This is a genomic window from Polyangiaceae bacterium (assembly GCA_016715885.1).
Taxonomy (GTDB): Bacteria; Myxococcota_A; Polyangia; order Polyangiales; family Polyangiaceae; genus Polyangium.
On sequence record JADJXL010000028.1, the window covers coordinates 94,728 to 115,951 of the forward strand.

Here is a 21,224-nt window from a genome sequence, read left to right on the forward strand (position 1 = left end):
CCAGACAAGCGCCCCGATTCGACGAAGTTTCTACGTCACTTCACGTAGAGCTGACCTGCGACGATGCCCGAGCCACGCGTCGCTTTGATCACGTACTTGGCTTGACCAGCCATCGGCCAAGGCCACTTGTAACAATTGCCGCCACCACCAAGTGCCGCCTGGTGCCCAGCGCCGCTGTCTTGTGCGAGCGCGGGATTCATTCCGGGCATGGGCGTCGTGAGTTGCAACGCGATGTCCACTTCCGCCACGCCCGCGCCAACGGCGAGCACCGTGTAGCACTTGCCCGGCTGCAAGCTGACGGGCTCTTCCATCGATTGCCCCTCTTGGAATTGCGCTGCGGCGACGTTGCCTTCGCGCTGCATGCCTGGCGCTTGTTGCTGAGCGAAGAGCATGAGCGGCCCGGTTGCGGCGGCCGCGAAGTTCGGATCGATGCGCGACGCCAATCCGCCTGACGCCGTTCCACCTTGTTGAGGCGCCGTGGTGCCTCCAGGCGCCGGCATGCCTGGAATCGGGAACGGGAAGCCGCCTGGAGCAGGCGCTGCCGTGCCCCCCGGCGCAGGCTGCTGCGGGGCAGGCTGACCGGGCTGCTGCGGATAAGGCTGCTGATAGCCACCGGGAGCCGGCTGTTGATAACCACCAGGAGGCGGCTGCTGATAGCCACCGGGAGGCGGCTGTTGATAACCACCAGGCGGTGGCTGCTGATATCCCCCGGGAGGCGGCTGCCCCTGCGGGTACTGTCCTTGCGGGTATTGACCCTGCTGATACGGGTTCTGCGCGGTTTGAGGGTTCTGAGATGCGTCCTGCTTCTCGCAACCGGTCGCTAGCGCGAGCGTGAAGAGCAAGGCGGACGAAACAACGATGGTTCGATACAAAGCGACCTCCTCGGGAGTCGGGCAAATCTTGTCGTGCCGTACTGCGATGGCTTGCGCCGCTGACGGTCGAGCTTGTTGACTACTGTCCCGGCTGATTGGACGGGGAGCAAGCAAGACCATATCGCACAGAGCCCGATTTCGTCCCACTGCCTGAACGATCTACGGCACCAATCCTTACAGCGGCTGTCGGATTGTTTTTCTCGCTACGACATGAGCGGCAAACTCGCGTGAAACGTGAATGATGCTCGCGACAAAGTCACGAACGTGACTTGCGATGCGGTTAGGGTGTATGAGCGCGGACTGAGAACAACATCGCGCGCATGGCTCGCGCGCGCTCGAACATGGAGGGATCGATGACGACTTGGACGAAGTGCGCCGTGGCGGCCGTGATCATCACGGTATTGCCGACGATGTTTGGATGCAGCGAACCGGAAGTGCCGCCGCAACCTGGTCCGGATGCAGGCGCTTACATGCCTCCGCCGCCTCCGCCGCCCCCGCCGCCTCCGCCTCCGCCCGCAGCGCCGGCCCCCTGTGATTCGGTCGTTTCGCTGGGTTTGTCCACGATGCTCAAGGGACGCGCAGGCACGGATGCTCCTGGCATGAAGGCCGAGGGTGCAGAGGTGTGCATGAACGTGCCTGAAGGTCAGAGCGTGACGACGCCGGTCGGTCTGATGCTCGAGCCAGGCCATTGCTACACGATTCTTGCGCAAGGCGCGCCGAGCGTGACCGAAATAGACATGAAGCTGCTGCTCGACGTATCGGGTTCGGTGCCTCCGGCATTGGCAGCGATGGCCGCCAATCCAACGCTCGCGGTGGATCAAGAAGCGGGTTCGTCCGCGTCGATTGGTGCAAAGCAAAGCTGTTACGCGTGGTCGTTCCCGATCGCAGGGCTTGCGAAGGTCGAGGCGACGGCCAAGACGGGTTCGGGTCCGATCAGCGTGCAGGTGTACAAGAAGAGGAAGTAAAGGTTTTGAAAAGCGAACGGCCACGCATTGGCGTGGCCGTTCGTCGCGCATCGGCTACCGCGAAGGGAGCCGTGCGATGATCAGGCGAGAGCGTCTTTGATGGCCTTGATCGGGCGCGCGCGAACCGATTTGCTCGCGGGTTTGGCCGGGAACGTCATCGGCTGCTTCGTGAAGGGATTGATCCCCTGACGAGCCTTCGTTGCCGGGCGCTTGACGACGCGGAACTTTGCGAAACCGGGCAACGTGAAGATGCCCGACTTCTTCAATTCACGGTGCCCGACCGTGACCAACGAATCGATGACGCTCTTGACTTGCTTGCGAGTAATTTCCTCGCCCGCAGCTTCGGTGATCGCCTGAACCAGAGCGCTCTTGCTCAACGACTTTTTCGAACCGGCGCTAGCAGCAGCCTTCTTGGTCGCCATTGAAAAACTCCTCCGACCTATGCATCACGCGCGACCCCTCGCCGCGCGCTCTGCTCGACGCAAACCATACACGCGGCGCGTAACAAAAAAAGCCCAATTGAGTGCGGAAATGGCGATTTCGAGCTTCGACCCCGCACGCATGACACGTCGAAGTCCTGCGCGGCGCGCCGAACCCTTTGGAAAAATCAGCCGATTTCGCCTGGAAATAGGCCGAAAATCGCTCGCTTGAAGAACGACACCAACCGTCGGGGATGAGTTTGGATGGTTCGGCGAACTGGCACGATCATGCCGTTCACCCTGGAAAAGCCGCCGGATCAGCCGCCGGCGAGTTCCGCAGCGAGGCTTCGCGCAACCTCGAGAGCCGCGTCTTCGGCGAGCGCTTTGTCCACGAGCAGCCGCGCTTTGCCCCGATCTCCTTGCGAAGCAGCAAGTCGACCGAGGTGGTAATACCCCAGCGCTTTGTGCCGCGACGTCACGCCGCCGCTCGACGTTTTCGCCATCGTCACCACGCGAAGCGCACGTGCAGCGATGTCCGCTTCGCCCCGATCGACTGCGAATTGGCCTAGCTCGAGAGCAAACTCGATGTTTGTCGGGTCAACCTCGAACGCCTTCGAGAATTGCACGAGTGCCTCGGCGTCGTTGCCCGATGCGCGCTCGACCGCCGCCATTGCGTGGTGTGCCGCTGCAAGCGTCTTCGACCGACGTCCCTCGAAAGCCGCCACTGCATTTGCCGCCAGTGGTCGCGCCTCGTCGACGCGTCCCGCAGCAACGTACGCTTCGGCCAAGATGATCACCGGATCCCAGGCCTCCGGCTGCCGTCGTCGCACATCCTCGACGAGCTCTGCCGCTGCGTCTCCGCCGCCTTCGACCGCAATGAGCTGCTTGGCTGCGTGCAGCATCAAATCGATCGCAGCACCCATTTCGAGCGCCGAGGCAATCGACGCAATCGTCGCAGCGGCAACCTGGTGGTCGCCCATTTCCGCTTGAGCTCCAACGAATTCGCTCACGAGCGTTCGATCGGAAGAATCGAGCTCGAGCGCGCGGCGAAGAATGTCGATGGCTCCCGGCAGGTCCTGCTCCTTCTCGCGCAAAATCGCAGCCGCCTTGCGCAAGCCCGCAATGCGATTCGGCGTTTCCGTCGCATTGTCCGCCTCCATCACGTGAATCTCGGCCAGCTTGCGGAAGTCACCACGACTCTCGAGCCGTTCCTTCAGCTTCGTACCGAGTACGGAGCTTGCGGGATGCGCACGTAGACCCATCTCGAGCGCTCGGTCCACGCCTTCGTCGTCGTTCTGCCGAGTTCGCACATCGGCAAGTTGCAGCGCAGTCTTCTCGGCAGCTTCGTCTTTCTCGGCGCCGAGGAGTTTTTCCAGGGCGTCGGCAACATCCGAAGCTTCGCCGCGCTTTTCGCAAACGCGAACGATGGCGCGCAAAGCATCGACGTTCGAGCCATCCCAATCGAGGATTGCGAAGTACGCATCGCGCGCCCGATCGAGATCATTTTGCTGCTCGAAAAGCGACGCAAGCCGGTTCGAGAGCGCGAGCACCTGCGGCGAATCTTGGCGATCCTTGGCCGCATCGATTCGACGTTCGAGCAAGTTCGCAAGGTCGTCGAAACGCCCTGCCTTCTCGAGCAGCGCCGCCTGCTGCGACGCCGCTTGCTCGTTCGTCGGATCATCCTCGAGCAGCTCCGCGAGCACCTCGATGGCACGTTCGTCTCCGCCTTCGCGTTTTTGCGCGAGTGCCGCGAGCTCCAGCCGCATGCGCGAACGATCCTCGACCGCCTCGAGCAACGAGATCAGTTGTTCGAGCACTTTGCCGAGTCCTGCGTCGTCACCCAATCGTCGATAAAGCTCGACGAGCGGTTCCCAGACTTCGCGGTCTGCCGGCTCCCTCTCGAATAGCTCGGCATAAATTCGCGCTGCTTGCTCGAGATTGCCGAGTTTGTCCTTCGCGATCGTTGCAGCAGCAATCAAATGCCCGCGCTCGGCATCTGGCGCTGCAATGCGAGCCGCACGCTCTTCGAGTGACGCAGCCTCGGCGAAATCCTCCGCACTCGAACGAAGTGCCGAAAGCGCCGTCACGGCCCAGTAATCGTCCGGAACCAGTGCATCACCGTCGGACTTGTTGATCGCGCGGCGCAATACGTGCTCGATGAGCGACGAATCGCCGACCTTCTGCGCAATCGCATACGCCTCTTGATACGCCGTCACGCCACGCTGACCACCCAATCGGACGAGCGCATCCACGAGTGCGCTCGGACGATCATGCTCGCGGGCAAACTTCTCGTACAGCTCGAGGAGACGAGCGTCCGAAACACCTTGCTCGAAACCTCGGCGGAAAATCGCCTCGGCGCGTTCGGGCTGAGGATCGAGACCAAGCGCACGCTCGAGCGCGTCGAGCGAACGTTCCGTGTGTTCGGCATCTCCGAGCACGAGCTCGGCAAGCCGGTACAAGCCATCGGCAACGTCGGCCGCGGGAGCGCTTTCGGCTGCAGCTTGAATGCGTTTTTCGAGGATGGCGATTTGTCCAGCGCGATCGCCACGACGTGCACAAGACGCTTCGAGCGCGCGCCACACTTCGTGAATGCGCCTGTCCCCGGGCCGCTTCAGCAGCAGCGCTTCGGCACGAGCGAACATCTCGTCGGCCTTGTCCGCCTCGTTGCCTTCGGCGAGCGCGCGACCCAGGTGCAGAAGCAAATCGATGAGCGGCGGATCGTTCGTCGTTGCATCGATGAGGCGGCGCAGCGCACCGACGTATCGATCGAGCGAGCCCAAGCGCCGTGCAAGCGCCAAGGCCGACCGATGTGCATCCGCCGAAGTCGGACGCAATTCGATCGTACGCAGCCACAAGTCGAGCGCCCCAGCGGCCTTTCCGAGGTGTTGCTCGTAGAGCGCAGCGAGCTCGGTAATCGTCGCGAGGTGCGGCTCGTTGCCGGAGATCTCCATGCGCAATTCGAGCGCCCTCGCGAGGTTCTTGTGATTGGGTTTGCCCCGGAGCGCTCGAACGAGTCGATCGCACTCCAGCGTGTTTTCGCGTGCCGCTTCGAAAGCCGATTCGACGTGCTCGACCGCGCGATCGGTATCGCCCTGTTTCTCCGCGATTTCTGCCAATGCGTGGAGAATTTCGGTACGTGTGACCGCGGGCTCCGGCGATTCGTCGCGCAAACGACGAACCATCATGAGCAGCGAACGATAGGTGCGTTGCGAGCGATCGTATTGGCCTTCGTCGAAGGACAGACGCGCCACGGCAAGCAGAATTTCCGGGTGCGTCGGATCGATCTTGAGAGCTACGTCGAGCTCGGATAGGGCGCTCGAACGATCACCCGATGCAAGGTAAACGCGCGCCAAGTAATGGTGCACGACCGCGCGATCCTTCGGACGCCGTGCGCCGTATGCGTCGATGATTTGCCGCAATACGGCCGATGCTTCCTCGATGCGCCCCGCAGCGCTCAATGCATCGCAAAGCGTGAGCTTGATGGCTCGATCGTCGGGCGTGAGCGCTGCTGCCTGTTCGAGCAGCGGAACGGCCGACTGCGGATCGTTTCGCTTCGAAACATGCAGGTCCGCCGCTTCACGGAGCAGTTTCGTTCGAAGTGCAACGTTCTCCGTGTGTTGCGCCTCGACCGCAGTGAGCTCTGCAAGCGGTCCCCAGGCTTCTGCTTCACGGTAGAGCACGGACAAACGCGCACGAATGGGCGCCGTATCCGTGACCTTCTGCAGCGCCTCCTCGAGGCGTTGTCGCGCCATCGCCGGCTCGCCCGCCGCGATGTACGACTCGGCCAAACGCAGGACCGGATGCGGCGCCGCGTCGACTGGAGAATCGGTGCAGATGATCTCCAGCACTTCGGCTGCCGACGGATGATCGCCACGTGCCGTGAAGAGACGCGCGAGCGCATCGAGCGACGCGATGTCGCGGAAGCGCGCTGCGCGACGATAATCCGACGTCGCACGCGCAACGTCGCCCACGCTCGTTTCTGCAATGATCGCTGCTCGGCGCCACAACTCGGCCGCCAATTGCGTCTCGCGAGTCGCTTCACGCCGCGCCGCTTGGTCCTCCCACAGCGATGCGAGCGCAGCGTGATCCCCACGCCCCTCGAAAAGCTCTGCGAGTTTGTCCACGGAAGGCCCGTGCAGCGGGTTTTCCTCGAGGTTCTTGCGGAGCGTCGCAATGGCTCGGTCGATCTCCCCGGCCTCCGTCAACAGGAGCGCCAAGTCGACGCGCAAATCGACGCGCGACGCCGAATCCGCCGCAACGGATATCTGCTTTTCGCGCAGCGCGAGCAAATCCGTGCGACGCCCCTCGGAGCGGTACAGTTTGTCGAGACGATCACCTACGAGAGCATCGGTCGGGTTTTCCCCGAAGAGCTCTTCGTAAATCGTGATGGCTGCAGGCGCTTCCGAGATTTCGGCCGCGGAAAGACGTAACGCGCGTCGATGCGGCGTCTCGAACGGAAGCTTCGCGCCATCGAGGCACAATTCGACGACGCGCGCCGAATTGCTCTCGTCGCGATAAATCTTCACCAGCACGTCGATCGCCCATGAGGCGCTCGTTGCCGGCAAACTCGACGCATCCGAACCATCGCTCGCCCAGCGTGTCTTCGCTTTGTCGAGCATCGCTTCGGCAATGGTTTTTGCGAGCGAAGCATCGCCCACGTGATCGATCGCCGTTACCACGGCTTCGCGATGAAGCGGCAATGGTTCGTCCGATACGTCGCTCAATCGCAAGAGCGCATCGACGAGCGATCGGCCCGGCGCATGCCTGCGAATCTCCACGAGCGCCGTGAGCATCTCGCGGTTTGTCGCGTCATAACCAAGCGCACGCTCGATCGCAGTCTCCGCAGAACGCTCGTCACCGCGCTGGTCGCGATGCCACTTCGCGAGATCCCACCACAAATCCCGCGCAACGAGCGCAGGAACGCCACCTTCCGCCTCGACGCCCGGAAAAACTTCCGCCACGTCGGACCAACGATCGGCCGCGTGCGCCAAACGCTGCACCTCCGCCGCAAGCTCGGGCGACTTCGCCTCGGCAAACGCTCGCCAAATGGCACCGAAAGCGAGTCCCAAGTCTTGTTGACGATGCTCGTAGAGCGACGCGGTCTCCGTGAGAATGCTCGTGCGCTCTTCGACGGAATTCGATGCTGCAAGGCGCTGTTCGAGCAACGCTACCGTGCTTTGCCAATCGCCCGAAGCCGCATAGGTCGCTGCGAGCACACGCACGGCACTCGAAAGCACCGGGCGCCGCTCTTCGTCGTCCAATTCGATGAGCGACAAGAGCGTTTCGAGTCCACCAAGAGCGGCCTTGCCTCCGGCATCGCCCAATCGAATGGACGATTCGTAGCTCGTGACGGCTTCGAGCCATTGGGCCGTGCGATCTCGCTGCACATCACCGAGGCGTCGATACAGATCCGCAGCTCGTGCAATCGACTCGGCCTCATCGGCCAGCTTCGCACTTGCCTGGTACAGCTCGACGAGGTCGTTCCAGCGCGACGACTTTGCAAGCAACACGGCGAGCGCATCGCAGCTCTCGTCATCGGCGCCGAATCGCGTACGCACGGCTTCCCAAACCGTCACGGCGCGCGCGACATCGCCAAGCTCCTGATCACAGATCACGGCGACACGCACGAGGTCACTTCGCGCGCTATCGCCTTCCGTGAGGGCTGCCCGTTGTTCGAGAACCTCGGCGAGCTCGGCGAAACGACGTTCGAATTCGAGGTCCGCGGCGAGCCCCGTGAGCGCTTCGACGTCACGCGGTTGGTCCGCAAGCGTCGCGCGATATGCTGCAATCGCGCGAGGTTTGTCCTCCAGATCCTTCGATGCAAGACGCGCGGCTTCGAGCAAGTCCGCACGCCGTGCCGTCGGATCCGATTCCTTCTCGAGCTGCGCCAATCGTTCGAGCACGTCGCATCGCTCGCCCGAACGCCCTTCCAGCGCGAGCAGTTGTTCGAGTGTGCGGGCTGGAGCAATCACCAAGTCGGGATGCTCTTCGTGCAGCGCGAGAATCGAACGACCGATTTCGATGGCGCGACCACGATCGCCGAGACGGTCGACGAAAATCGACGATGCATGGCTGAGGAGCTCGATCTTGAGCGGCCCAGGGACGACAGCCGCAACGTTGACGAGCACCTCGGCCAAACGATCGTCGCGACCAACCTTTGCGGCCAATCGATCAAGGTCGGCGCGATGTGCCGGCTCGCCCGGTTCCAGTGCCACGAGCGCTGCGAGGTTTTCGAGCGCCGAAGCGGGGTCGCCGAGCACTTCCGCGCGCAGGTGCACGATCTCGCGAAGCAGCTTGCCTCGCGATTCCGCATCCGCTGCGCTCTCGAGCCGCACACCGAGCACGCGCGCCAAGTCTTCGTGTCGCTCGTCCCTCCGATATCGCGCTTCGACCGCCGCTGCTGCGCGCTGCCGAGCCGATGCTTCCGACGATTCCGCAGGCGGATTGACAAGCGGATCGATCACGCCAGCACTTGTCAGCGTGAGAATGCGTTCGAGAAGACCAACCGCTTCGAGACGCGCCTGATCCACGTTGAGCATGTCCGCAACGACGGCATACGCAGCATCGGGATCGGCCACGCCATCGATCCAAAGTGCTGCAATGCGCGCGCGGAGTCTCTGCGCCGGCTCGACTTCGAGCGAATCGAGCTCCTGCGACAACAAATCAATGAGCGGTCGATGACGAGCAAGGCGCTCGTAGAGCCGTTCGAGCGACAAGCGGATCTTCTTGTCTCTTGGTTTGAGCGGTAGGAGGTGCTCCAGGTAATCCACTGCTTTGTCGGGATTTCCTGCGAGATCCTTCGCCGACTCGGCAGCGTCTTCGAGCAATTCGATCTTCGTGAACTTGTCGTCGGTTCGTGCAATCGCTTGGTCGTACAGCGAGAACAATTCCCGCCAGCGTTCATTCTGGTTGTAGGCAAGCTTCAACCGCTCGAAGGCCCAGAATGCGTCGGGCGCGACGTCCACCACCCGCCGCAACAGCTTCATCACGGTGTCCTGATCCTCGAAGAAAAACTCTTCGTGGTAGTCCACCGCTCGGCGCCCTAGATCGTCCGTTTGGTCGGGCGGAAGCGAAAGAACTGCTTCGGACTCCAACTTTTTCCGGTACATCTCCGCGACGAGCTCGGGCTTTTCCGCGTCGCGTCCAAGCTGTTCGGCGCGCTCCCACAACGTCGCTTCGTAGGTGAGCTCGTCGAGCGCCTGAAGCGCGAGGTCGAGCGCAATCGCAGGCTCCGCTCCGGGCCTATCGAGCAGCCGCGTGAACCAGCCGGGGCGCAGATCCGCCACGTCGGTGGCATCGGCCGGCGTTGCGATGAGCACCTTCAGAATGCGCGCAGAAATGGTTTCATCTCCGGCAGCATCGCACGCTCGTTCGAGCAGCTCCGCCGCACGCCGACGGGAATCCGGTCGCGTAAGCGCCCGTTCGAGAAGCGCAATCGCTCCTTCATTGCCCGGTTCGGCATCGAGCACCGGCTCGACGGCAGACAGCGCTTCATCCACGCGTCCGAGCCGTTCGAGGAGAAGCTGCGACAACTCGAGCTCGAGCGCCGTGCGTTCGGCGCCTTCGCGCAAATCACGACGGCGCGCGATCATCGCTGCAGCGCCTTCGACGTCGCCCAATTCGATCAAGATGCGGCTTCGAGCTTCGAGCGCCGTGTTGTTCGTCGCCTCTTGTTCGAGCACTTGGCTGTAGAGTTTGTCCGCGGCAGCCAAATCCTTGAATACGTTTTCCTCGGCAGATGCCCACGCGACGAGCGCTTCGATCCGCCTATCGCCCTCGGCATGATCCATGCGGAATCGCAGCACCCACCGGCGATCGTCGAGGCGCGCCGAGCTGAGCGGACTGCGATCGAGGAACCCTTCGAACGCTTCCACGGCGCTCCAAGGATCGCTCTTGCGCTCGATCATTCGGCGATACGCCGCTGCCGCGTCGTCCTGACGTTCCGGATCGGCAGCGAGCACCCGCGTGCGTGCAGCTTCGAGAGCATCGCGACGATCGGCATCGAGTGCATCGCCTTGCTCTGCCAAACCATCCACCGCGCCGACGTAATGCATCGTCACGCCTGCACGAATGGCGGCGTCTTCGAATTCGAGGAGTTTGTCCGCGCGTTCTGCGACATCCGCAGCCGTGCGACCGAGAATGTCGTAAACGGCAGGGAGCTGCGACCATTTCTCCAAACGTCGATAAATCGTCACGAGCCGCTGCGCCGCTTCGCGATGATCGGCTTCGAGCGCAATCACTCGCTCGAAAAGACGCTCGGCCAGTGCGTCATCGCCACCATTCTCCGCAAGATCGCCTGCGCGCAGACAATCGGCAATGGAACCAGGTGCATCTCCGAATGCATCTGCCTTGAGCTCCGCCAGGCGTTCGAGCCACTGGGCCACGGCCAGCGGTCCGTCGGCAATTTCGATGCGCCGTTCGAGCAGCACACGATAAAGCTCGTTGTCCCCGGTCTTTCGACTCAGGTCGGCAATCTTGTCCAGCGTCTCTTCGCTGAGCTCTGCGCGTTCATCGAGCAGCGTTCGATAATGCTGTCGCGCCCGATCGACCCAGTCGCGATCCGCCGAAAGATTCGCCATTCGCAGAACGATCTTCGACCGCTCTTTCGCATCACCCTCGCGCTCGGCGCCTCCCACGAGTGCCGAATAGAAGCCTTCGTAATCTCGAGACGCTTCGAGCACATCGAGCCCTGCCTCGTACGCAGCGCGATCGGACGGATCTTCTTCGAGCGCTCGTTTGTACGTCGCTGCAGCTCCTGCCAAGTCATTCAGACCGTGCCTTTGAATGGCTCCAATCGAATGGAACAACTCGCGCCTGCGCTCGGGCTCTGTCGTCGCTGCCAATGCTCCACGATGCAGCTCCAATCGCTCTTGCGGCGTGCCGTGTTGCTCGAGCAGCCCATCGATCCGCGAAATCAACTCCGCCGATGAAGGCTCGAACGCGAGCGCCTTTCGGAGCACCGTGAGTGCGCCAATGAAATCACCATATTCAGCGAGCGCTTCTCCGGTCGCTTTTGCAAGCTCCGCAAGGGCCGCATGATCAATGCTTCTGTCGCCCAGCGCTTGCACCAATATGTTCGCCAACCGCGCCGGATCCGATCCCGCGAGCCGCTGCACGGAAGCGAGCCATTCGGGCACCTCGTCCGCCGATTCGCTCACGGCGACGCGCAAGCCGAGTCCCGCATTGTTCAATGCGCGCTTTTGATCACCCAATTGCTGATCGGCGATCTCGGTTCCTTCACGAAGCGCCGCAAGCTTCGTCGCCGCGTCCCCCGCAAGCTCGGCGCGCGCTTCGAGCACTTCAAGCAGTCCCGATGGCATGCCCTCTTGGCGATATATCGGTTCGAGCACATCGGCCGCTGCAATGCGCTGATCACCACGGCGCAAGAGCTGCTCGACAGCCTGGCGACACCCTTCGTCCGATCGATCCAGATCGAGCGCTTGACGATACGCCGCGATTGCACCGGCACCGTCGTTGAGTTTTTCTAGCCGAACCTGGGCCAACTTCGCCAAGACGGGGATGCGTTCTTCGGGCGGCGTGAGCCCTGCTTCCGCATCGAGCGTCTTCGCCAGTTCTTCGAATCGTCGTTCCCGTTCGAGCAACGGCAAAATGCGCGCATGAATCTCGCGCGATGGGCCGTATGTCTCGAGGAACCTTCGCCATCCGTCGAGGACCGCACCGAGGTCACTCGATCGAGCGGCTCGCAGATCCGCCGCACGGAAAGCGAGCTGTCGCGCTGCGTCGCCGTCCTTCTCGTGGAGTGCTCGGCGCTCGAGCACGTCCGCGAGCGATACTTCGTCACCCGTCGATTCGTACAAACGTTCGAGCACCGGGAGAGCATCGGTTTCGAGTGACGTACCAATGAGCTTGCGGTACGCGCCAATCGCTCCCGTGATGTTGTTGAGCTGCATCTCGTACAGATGCGCCAAACGGTACGCGACCTTCGCGCGCGACTCGGCATCCGGATCGATCTCGCTCAGCCGTTCGAGCACGACGGCGAGCGCAGTCCAATCCGGCGCTTGTTCGCAGAGGTCCGCCAAAGCTTTCGCCGCACGGACGCCGGCCTCGTCGGACAAACCAGAATCCACGACGCTCTGAAGCGAAGCTCGTGCGCGTTTCGTATCGCCCGCCTCGAGGAAGAGCTCGCCAAGGTCGGCTGAAATCTTGGCGCGAACGAGGGGATCCTTCGCGCTCGCGGATGCACGCGTCAGCACACGCGTAACGTCCAATCGTCGATCGAGCGCAGCGCCAATGCTGCGATAACGAGCTCGCACTTCGTCGTCGTTCGGATCGACCGTCAGGATGCCTTCGTGCAGCGAAAATGCCGCGGGCAGATCACCTAGTTTGTCGTACTGAAGCAGCGCCAAACGCTTTTGTGCTTCGAGGCGCCTCGGACCACGCACGCTATCGATCTGGATCGTCAGCATGCGAGCCGCGTCTTCGTATTGCTCGCGCTGCGTGTATACGTTTTCGATTGCAGCAGCCGCACGAGCTGCCAGCGTCTTGTGCGTCAAAAGCTGCTCGCATGCCCGCCACGCAAGCTCGCTGTCCGGGTTTTTCTTGAGCACTTCCTCGGCATGCGGCAACGCCTTCTCGAGCTCGTGGAGCTGTTCGACGTACAGCTCGATGGCCTGCTCGCGCAAGGCCAGAACTTCTTCTTCGGCGGGCGGTGGATCGGCCGCAATCGCCGCCTCGAACAGCTTGGCCACGTCTGCCAAACGTCCCGCTGCCACGAGACGTTCCGTCAACGCTGCGCGGCTATCGGCATCGGTCGGATCGCTACGCAAGATCTGCTGATGCAGCTTGAACGCTTTCTCTTCCTCGCCCGGCAGCGCCCCATAAATCTGCACGGCAGCGCGCATGAATGCGAGCTGCTCCTGTTTGTCCTGACGATGCGACGACATCCCCATGTAAAGCTCGGCGAGCTTCACCCAGTCCTCGCGCTCGCGCAGAATCGTTTCGAGACGCTGGAATGCATCCACGTTGCCTGGAGACAGTTGCATCACGCGCTCGAGATGCGGTTGCGCCGCTCCGCCATCACCCGCGATGTCGCAGATGAAACCCGCACCGTTCAAAATCAGCTCGACCTGCGCGGCTGGTTGCAACAGACGAACTTTGCGGTCGCGACAAACCGTATCGTACGCCGCGGCAAGCTCCGCGACTCGTCCATCCCTTTGGGCGTTTGCATGAAGCAGCTCCCACAAGTCCGCGGGGCTCGCTCCCTTCGACAGCGCCTGGACCATCAAATCCAAAAGCGCAGGCTCATTCTCGAGTGTCTGTTCGAGAGCCGAAGCGACGGTGTCCAGTTGCGGCAAGGCACGTCCGGTATTCGATTCCTGCATGTCTCTTGTCCGAGCAGCCGGGGGATAATCGGCGCGACGGACAAGGTATCAAGGATCCCGCCCAGCCGATCCCACTGTTCTGGACGTGCACGCGAAATACCGAAACCGCCTGAACAACGCTGAACGATGAACCGCGTCGCTCGAGGGTGGCCATGGACGCTGAACATCGGTTACCTTTCGTCACCATGCGCGCGACACGTCGCACGTTCCTCGGTGCCGTCGCTGCAAGCCTGGCATCTCTTCGCTCAGGCATCGCGAACGCTGACGTAACGAGCGGTTCCGACATCGACGTGCGCGACATCGCGCTACCCGGCGATCGATCACTCGGGCAACGAATGACGCTTGTCATTCCGCGAAAAATTGTTCTGAGCTCCAACGTTCCGCTGCTCGTCCTCCTTCATGGACTCGGTGAAACGGGCGACCAGCGCATGGGCGCGTTTGCGTGGCTCGAACGTTACGGCCTCGCTTCCGCCATCTCGCGCCTCTACCACCCGCCCATCGTCCGCACGACGAAACGTCGAGACTTCACCGACGAACATCTGCGGGCCGTCAACGCGGACCTATCGAGCACACCGTTCGCTGGGTTTGTCATAGCGTGTCCATACACGCCAAACGTCAACCGAGCCCCCAACCTCAAAGCTGCGCTCGATGGCTACACGCAGTGGATCACCGACGTCGTCATCCCGCGTGCTCGGCGCGAAGCTTCCATCACGAGCGATCCTGCACGCATGGCGATCGACGGCTGCTCGCTCGGAGGGTTTGTCGCCATCGAAGTTTTCCTTCGCAGCCCGCAAACGTTCGGCGCGCTCGGTGCCGTTCAAGCCGCCATTGGCGTGCATCGCGCCGCCCCCTATGCCGATCGGCTCGCAGCGGTCATGAAGCAGCACGGGCCACGCGGCATTCACGTGGAGACGAGCTCTGCTGACCCGTTTCGCGCTGCAAACGAAGCGCTCTCGGCCGAGCTTTCCAAACGACACGTCGCGCACGATGCGATCGTCTTGCCAGGCCCTCACGATCAACCGTGGCTGCGCGAAGTCGGTACGCTCGAGATGCTGCGCTGGCACGATCGGCGTTTTCGTCGTGCAACGGGAAAACACCTCACCCCCTAGCCCCATCTCCCATACGAGGGAGAGAGGGAAAAGAGGCTTTGCCCTATGCCTCTCCACCACCACGCATGGTCATCATCACGGCCGGCGTCAGCCCATGGAGCGCATACGCGCGCTCCCATCTTTTCTCGACGTCCACGTCGAAAACAACTTGCTCATCGAGCGGCGTGGGCAACCATGCGCCCGCGCCGATTTCGCGTTCGAGCTGTCCCGGACCCCAGCCGCTATAACCAAGGATCACCATCCGTTTCTTCGGATCCGGCTCGCCCGGTCGCTTCATGCGGTCCCGCACGAATGCATCGAACGCCGTGCGCCGCGAGGTGATGCGCAATCGATCATCGATGGCGAGGACGCCTTCTTCTTTTGGATCGAGCTCGGGATCGGCGCAGAGGATCCAACCGGTCGAAGGCGACACGGGCCCCCCTAAATACACGGCGCCTTGGTCTTGCGCTTCGGCTTCGCCATAACCGGCGAATTTGAACACTTCACCGAGCGACACGGGCGCGACGCGATTGACGACGAAGCCGAGCGCTCCTTCTTTTCCATGCACGGCCAAAAGCACCACAGTCCGATCGAAGTTCGGGTCTCCGAGCGGGGGAGATGCGATCAAAAACCCGGGCGCGAGCGATCGGTCTGCATGTTTCATGATTCACTCCATCATAAGCGAAGTTTTCGTGCGCCGCCCCTTCATATGCGACTTGTGAATGCCAGCGCGCGATTTACCTGCCCATCACGCTGCAGGCCGTCACGTTGCCAGCTCCGCCGAGTGTCGTCGTTCGGCAATCGTCAAGAAGCCAACGGCCACGAGGATGAAGCCGAGTGATGCCCAATCCGCAGCGCTTGGCAGTTTGCCCCCGAAGAAAACAAAAAACAGGAGCGTGGACGCGGTGCCTGCCACGAGCGAAGTCAATCGATTCACGAGGCCCGCAAACGTTGCCGTTCGTCCCTTGAACATGAAGATGAAGACCGAGAAAAACGCGACCATTCCAAACGAAATGCTCGCCAACGCAGCGCTCCACCAGCCCGGATGCGGATGAAGCACCGCCGCCTGAAATTTCAACATTTGCGGGGCGGACCAGCCAAACCAATTCGGTGCGCCCACCAGAAACACGACAGCGCTGATCATCGTCAAGCTCGCCGCGATTTGTTCAACGCCGAAAAACATTTCATTTTGGGACGGAGCGCCCTTGGGCCGCGTGTTTTTGTAATAATTCATGATGTAAATTCGGATGGCGTAAGCCACGATGTAGGAAACGAGAATCATGACCGCCGCTGGAGAATGCAAAAAACCGAATCCCTCCTGCCCCGTATCCATCACCAAGTGGACCCCGACGGCGCAAAGGGCGAATACGACGGCAACGTTTTCCTCGCGATGCACCGTTTTCTTCAGAATGCCTTGCCGAATCTGAATTGCATCGACCAAGCGACTGATGACGATGACACTGCCGCGCATGATGACCATCGCCACCATCACCGAAATGGGCAACGAATACATGAGCGTCGTCGCAGGAATCACGACGGCCGTGCATACCCCCGACGGGATGATGTACAGATATTCTCTTGGAAATGACCTTCCAAACAGCGTAACGAGCTCCGTCGAGCGAAGGTGATACCAGCGCTTGACGAGGACGACGGCGGCGCATGTCGCATTCGCTCCCAGCGTGCTGTACGCCAGATACTCGAAATCGTTCATTCCGGGAAAACCTAATTCCTGTTTTCCCTGGAAATACTTCACGACGATACCCGTGATGACATAAAAGAAGAAATACCCCGCGCAGAGCTGCACGAGCCGTCGTGTACTGCCCTCGGATGATCTCTCCATCTCCACGCTTATCATGTCAGGACAAACGCCTTGTAAAGTATGTTGCTTCGATTTTTCGACGCTCGCTTGTCGAGCAAGGAAAAACGATCAGCGCCGGCCTTCGAGCACCATTTCAATGCCGCCCTTCGGTCCCATCGTGAGACCCCGCTGCGTGTACTGCACGGGCGCATCCCTCACGAGGCGGAATTGGTAACGCCTTAGCAGCGTCGCCAGCGCAATCTTCAATTCGTACATGGCAAACGCCGCGCCGATGCACCGCCGTGGTCCGCCACCGAAAGGAATGAATTCGTATGGGGAAAACTTCCGCTCGAGGAATCGTTCGGGCCGAAATGTGCGCGGCTCCGGATAAAGCTTTTCGTTTTCGTGAAGCATCATGATGGATGCTGTCAGGACGGTGCCTTCGGGAATGGTATTGCCCAGCAAATCGAACGGTTTTCGCAAAAGGCGCGCGACGTTGGGCGCGACGGGATGAATGCGAAGCGTCTCTTGGCAAAACGCATCGAGGTACGGTTGCGCGACGATCGTCTCCGGATCGGGCGAATCCCCCATCGCGTCGATTTCCGCCATGAGTTTTTCTCGTTCGAGCGGCTGGCGACAAACCCAATAAAATGCCCACGCCAGCGCCGTGGACGTCGTGTCGTGTCCTGCAAAAAGGAGCAAATGCAGTTGGTCGCGTAGCTCTTTCTCCGTCATGCCTTGACCGTCTTCATAACGCGCGTCGAGCATCAAACTCAGAATGTCTTCGCGCCCCTCCGTATGACCTCGGCGCTTCTTCATTTCTTCGAACAGCAACGCATCGAGCGCTTCGGAGGCCCGGCGAAAACGCGCCCAAGGACCGAACCCACCCAATTCACGACGCGTAAACTCGAATACCGTGATGATCGGCGTCGACATGGCCGCCACGAGCTCGACCACGGCCTCTCGAAACTCTTCCAATCGATCGTCATCATCCACGCCGAATACGGCGCGCAGAATGACTTCGAGCGTGATGGATTGCGTCAGATCGAGCATCTTGAAGGTTTTGCCGCGAATCAACTTGGCGGCTTGACGCAGCGTGATTTCAATGATCGTTTGACCGTACGCCCGCATACGAGCGCCATGAAACGGCGGCGCCAAAAGCTTTCTGTCCTGCCGGTGGCGCGCGCCAGGGGTCAGAATGAGGGACGTCTCGCCAAAAAATGGACCAAGCTGGGACTGAAAAGGAATGCCGAACGGATCGTGGTCTGCGGTAAAAATTGCCTTCACCACCTCGGGATCGCCCGACATGACCATGGGGCCCGTCGGCGAAGGCACTTCGAGCGTCTCGCCGTGCTCGCGCATCGCTTCCGCTATGATGCGTAGCGGATCGGCGAGTGCCCGGAACTGATCGACGATGTTGAATTTTAGCTTGGGAATCGGTTTTGCGGAAGCCGCGCCCTCGTTCGCCCCACCCGTATCGACTCTCGCTTGATCCATGATCGACAGTCGAGCACATACGTGCGCCGCGCGCAACGAGCATCCAGCACCGTGCAACGTTTGGGCGAAGTGCTATTCATTGGCCCATGCGTATCCTCTTCACGCGTCTTTCTCCCGACCAACATCGTTTTGCCATCGTGCGATCCGATGGGAGCACGGAATCTGCCGAGCTCGAGACGAGGAGCCTGCTCGTGCACGATTTGGTGCATTACGCCGTGGAGATCGAAGTGCCGTTTCGAGAAGGTTTTTATGGGCTATTGGCGAAGGGAACGCGTCTTTCCGAATTGAACGACAAGACGAAGCCTTGGCCCACGGGCACCGAAATCGCGGCGGCCGAGGGGCTCGTTGGCCCCTTGCAATCGATGCTCAAAGGCGAATTCGATCCAATCGCTGCGCGATCGCAGTTCGAGATGTTTTCGACAGAGCCCCCGCCCATCGAATTGCTCGCGCGCATTGGCCAGCGTTTTCGTGCGGTGCGTGGAAAGTACGCATCGACGAGGTTTGGCGAAACGCTCGAGCTCGAGTGGCCAGAGGGACAAACCGTGGTGGGTGTGGACAATCGGCGCGTTTGACGCTTGCCACCGCTCGTCGTTCGTGACAGACCCTCGCGCACGCGCTGCCCATGACTGCCCCGTCGCCGAGCATCCAGTTGTCCTTCCAAGGCGGTACCGTGCGCCTGAGTGGCCCGGATGAAGCGGACGCGACGAACGTTCCTCCTGCTTGCTCGTGGGACGCGCGCGAAAAGTGTTACCGGCTGCCTGCCTCGGCGTATGCGGAATCGATTCTCTGGCTCCGAGCGCGCAAAATTCCCGTCACCGACGAAGCTCGCGCCTACAACGTGCTCGATATCGTTCCCACCGCAAGGCACGAACCATTTCCGTATCAACGCGAGGCGCTCGATGCATGGGCCGCGTCGCGTTTTCGCGGCGTCGTCGTTTTACCGACGGGCGCTGGAAAAACCTACGTTGCGACGATGGCCATTGCGAGCAGGCAGCGCAGCACGCTCGTCGTCGTCCCGACGCTCGATTTGTTGAATCAATGGTACGACATTCTCGCGGCAGCGTTCGGCCAACCCGTCGGCATCGTCGGAGGCGGCTACTACGAACCGCTCGACATCACCGTCACGACCTACGATTCGGCCCATTTGCACATGGATCGTTTGGGAAATAAGTTTGGCTTGGTCGTCTTCGACGAATGCCACCACTTGCCGAGCCCCTCGTATCAGCTCGCTGCGCACATGAGCATCGCGCCATTTCGCTTGGGCCTGACGGCGACGCCCGAACGTAATGATGGCCGAGGATACGACGATTTGATCGGCCCCATGGTTTATCGCAAGGACATCACCGAACTGTCCGGCGAATACCTCGCGTCCTACGAAACCGAAAAAATCACGGTGCCTCTTTCGCCGGAAGAACGCGAAGCTTACGATGCTGCGCGTAGCGAATACATCAATTTCATTCGAAGCGAAAACATTCGCATGTCGGCTCCCGACGGTTGGAGTCGTTTTCTTTATTTGAGCTCCCGCAGCGAGGAAGGCCGAAGAGCTTTTCTCGCCTATCGAAAACAGCGATCCCTGGCGCTCGCCGCCCCCGGAAAACTCGACGTGCTCGCTCGACTTTTGCATAATCATCGTCACGATCGCACCATTGTTTTTACCGAAGACAACGCGACGGTGTATGCCATTTCGCGCCGATTCTTGCTGCCTTCGATCACGCACCAAACCCGCATCAAGGAGCGCAGCGCCATTTTGGCGTCCTTCAATGCGGGCGAATTCACAGCCGTCGTCACCTCCAAGGTGCTCAATGAAGGCGTCAACGTGCCCGAAGCCAACGTGGCCATCGTGCTCAGCGGCAATTCGTCGGTGAAGGAACACGTGCAACGGCTCGGGCGTATTTTGAGAAAAACCCCAGAAAAGCGCGCACGCCTGTACGAGCTCGTCGCGGAAAACACGTCCGAAGAACGCGTCAGCGACCGCAGGCGAGAACATTCGGCGTACAAATGATTTGGGCGAGGACAAACCGTGCTCACGACTGACCTCCTTCGCTATCGGCGCCGAAACGGTGAGCTTCACCTGCAATACCTCGGCGACAAACTTGCCGATGAAGCCAAGGTCATCGCTGCGGATTATGTCGATATCCTGATGCATTCCGTCGGTGATTCTCGCGAAGACATCGATTCGGCGCTCGATGCCGTTCCCGTCCCAGCCACGATGCGCGTCATCGGCGCGGGTTTGCGCAAATTGCTGGACGATCGCTGCACGTGGGACGTGCCCGCAGGAATCGACCCGGAAGCGCTGCGTCGCGAAGTATTTCTTGCAGCCGCGGCGGCGCACCGAGCGCTCGATGTGCGCGGCGAATTCGATCGTACGACCGTTTTGTCCGAAATGGCCCAGCGCCATGCGACGTCGCCCGAAGCCATCGATGCAGCGCTGTATGCCGATCTTCGAGAAAACCAGCGCCTCGTCGATTTTCAACCGCTGCCCCCCGATGCTTTGATTGAAAGGTACAATTTGGGGTTGGCTCAAGCTGCACTTTTGCGAGCGACCCGCGTCGTCGTGCATGTCTCCGGCGACAGCCCCGATGCTTATCGGCGCCTCTTCCGCGCAGCTCGGTTTCACGGCTTGCTTTACGTCGTCGAGCGCACGCCGGAGAAAGGTTACGTCATTACATTGAACGGTCCTTTCAGCTTGTTCGATGCGGTGCAAAAGTATGGCTTGCGGCTCGCGATGTTTCTTCCGCGCGTCGTGGGAATGCGCAAATGGCACGTGAGAGCCGACCTTCTTTGGGGCAAAGACAAAAAGCCCATCGCGCTCGAAATCACCCCCAAAGATCGCCTCGTTTCCCACGCGACCGATTTTCCTTCGTCGGGGCCCGATTTGGATGCTTTTTGCGCGGCCTTCGAAAGGCTCGAATCGGAATGGTCGGTACGGGAAAACAATCACATCTTTGCGATGCCGGGTGAGGTCGTTTGCGTGCCGGACTTGGTTTTCACCAATCGAGACACGGGCGAAGAAGTTTTCCTCGAAGCATTCGGTTTTTGGAGTCGCGATGCCGTATGGAGGCGCATCGAGGTCGTCCGCAAAGGATTTCCGGCGCGAATTCTTTTGGCGATCGGGAAACAACTGCGCGTGAGCGAAGAAGTGCTCGACGAGGACGCCGCGGGCGAGCTTTACGTCTACCGCGCTACGATGTCCCCTCGAGCGATTCTCGAACGGCTCAGGCGCAAAGGGTAACCTTGCCTTTC

11 protein-coding genes are annotated in these 21,224 nt (G+C 61.0%); 5 read left to right on the forward strand and 6 right to left on the reverse strand.

Annotation, left to right across the window (positions count from 1 at the left end):
- Window positions 1-35: 35 nt before the first annotated feature.
- Window positions 36-872: a hypothetical protein gene (locus tag IPM54_41640; GenBank protein MBK9266277.1), complete on the reverse strand. Its 837-nt coding sequence runs from the start codon at window positions 870-872 to the stop codon at window positions 36-38.
- Window positions 873-1,225: 353 nt separating this feature from the next.
- Here IPM54_41640 and IPM54_41645 point away from each other — a divergent pair, with 353 nt between their 5' ends.
- Window positions 1,226-1,837, forward strand: coding sequence for a hypothetical protein (locus IPM54_41645; protein ID MBK9266278.1), 612 nt, complete (start codon window positions 1,226-1,228; stop codon window positions 1,835-1,837).
- Window positions 1,838-1,917: 80 nt separating this feature from the next.
- Here IPM54_41645 and IPM54_41650 read toward each other — a convergent pair whose 3' ends face one another.
- Window positions 1,918-2,259, reverse strand: a complete 342-nt coding sequence (locus tag IPM54_41650; protein ID MBK9266279.1) for an HU family DNA-binding protein — start codon at window positions 2,257-2,259, stop codon at window positions 1,918-1,920.
- A gap of 314 nt (window positions 2,260-2,573) precedes the next feature.
- The gene (locus tag IPM54_41655) at window positions 2,574-13,598 is read right to left on the reverse strand and encodes a tetratricopeptide repeat protein (protein MBK9266280.1); all 11,025 of its coding nucleotides are present in this window, start codon (window positions 13,596-13,598) and stop codon (window positions 2,574-2,576) included.
- Window positions 13,599-13,783: 185 nt separating this feature from the next.
- Between IPM54_41655 and IPM54_41660 the strand changes: the two genes are divergently transcribed.
- The gene (locus tag IPM54_41660; GenBank protein MBK9266281.1) at window positions 13,784-14,707 is read left to right on the forward strand and encodes a hypothetical protein; all 924 of its coding nucleotides are present in this window, start codon (window positions 13,784-13,786) and stop codon (window positions 14,705-14,707) included.
- Window positions 14,708-14,750: 43 nt separating this feature from the next.
- Here the strand turns inward: IPM54_41660 and IPM54_41665 are convergent, their stop codons facing one another.
- The 3 genes from IPM54_41665 to IPM54_41675 all read right to left on the reverse strand — a co-directional run bounded on the left by IPM54_41665 (window position 14,751) and on the right by IPM54_41675 (window position 17,981).
- On the reverse strand, window positions 14,751-15,350 hold the full coding sequence (locus IPM54_41665) for a YqgE/AlgH family protein (protein ID MBK9266282.1): 600 nt from the start codon (window positions 15,348-15,350) through the stop codon (window positions 14,751-14,753).
- A gap of 99 nt (window positions 15,351-15,449) precedes the next feature.
- A complete protein-coding gene (locus IPM54_41670) occupies window positions 15,450-16,526 on the reverse strand; it encodes a hypothetical protein (protein ID MBK9266283.1) in 1,077 nt (358 codons plus the stop codon).
- Window positions 16,527-16,613: 87 nt separating this feature from the next.
- Complete coding sequence (locus IPM54_41675; GenBank protein MBK9266284.1) at window positions 16,614-17,981, reverse strand: cytochrome P450; 1,368 nt, start codon at window positions 17,979-17,981, stop codon at window positions 16,614-16,616.
- A gap of 86 nt (window positions 17,982-18,067) precedes the next feature.
- On the opposite strand from IPM54_41675, the gene IPM54_41680 reads away from it, so the two are divergent.
- The 3 genes from IPM54_41680 to IPM54_41690 are packed head-to-tail and all read left to right on the forward strand — an operon-like array spanning window position 18,068 to window position 21,213.
- The gene (locus IPM54_41680; protein MBK9266285.1) at window positions 18,068-18,553 is read left to right on the forward strand and encodes a hypothetical protein; all 486 of its coding nucleotides are present in this window, start codon (window positions 18,068-18,070) and stop codon (window positions 18,551-18,553) included.
- 50 nt (window positions 18,554-18,603) lie between these two features.
- Window positions 18,604-19,983 carry a DEAD/DEAH box helicase family protein gene (locus IPM54_41685; GenBank protein ID MBK9266286.1) on the forward strand — a complete coding sequence of 460 codons (1,380 nt, stop codon included), beginning with the start codon at window positions 18,604-18,606 and terminating at the stop codon, window positions 19,981-19,983.
- Between the two features lie 18 nt (window positions 19,984-20,001).
- A complete protein-coding gene (locus IPM54_41690) occupies window positions 20,002-21,213 on the forward strand; it encodes a DUF790 family protein (protein ID MBK9266287.1) in 1,212 nt (403 codons plus the stop codon).
- The last annotated feature ends 11 nt before the right edge of the window (window positions 21,214-21,224 follow it).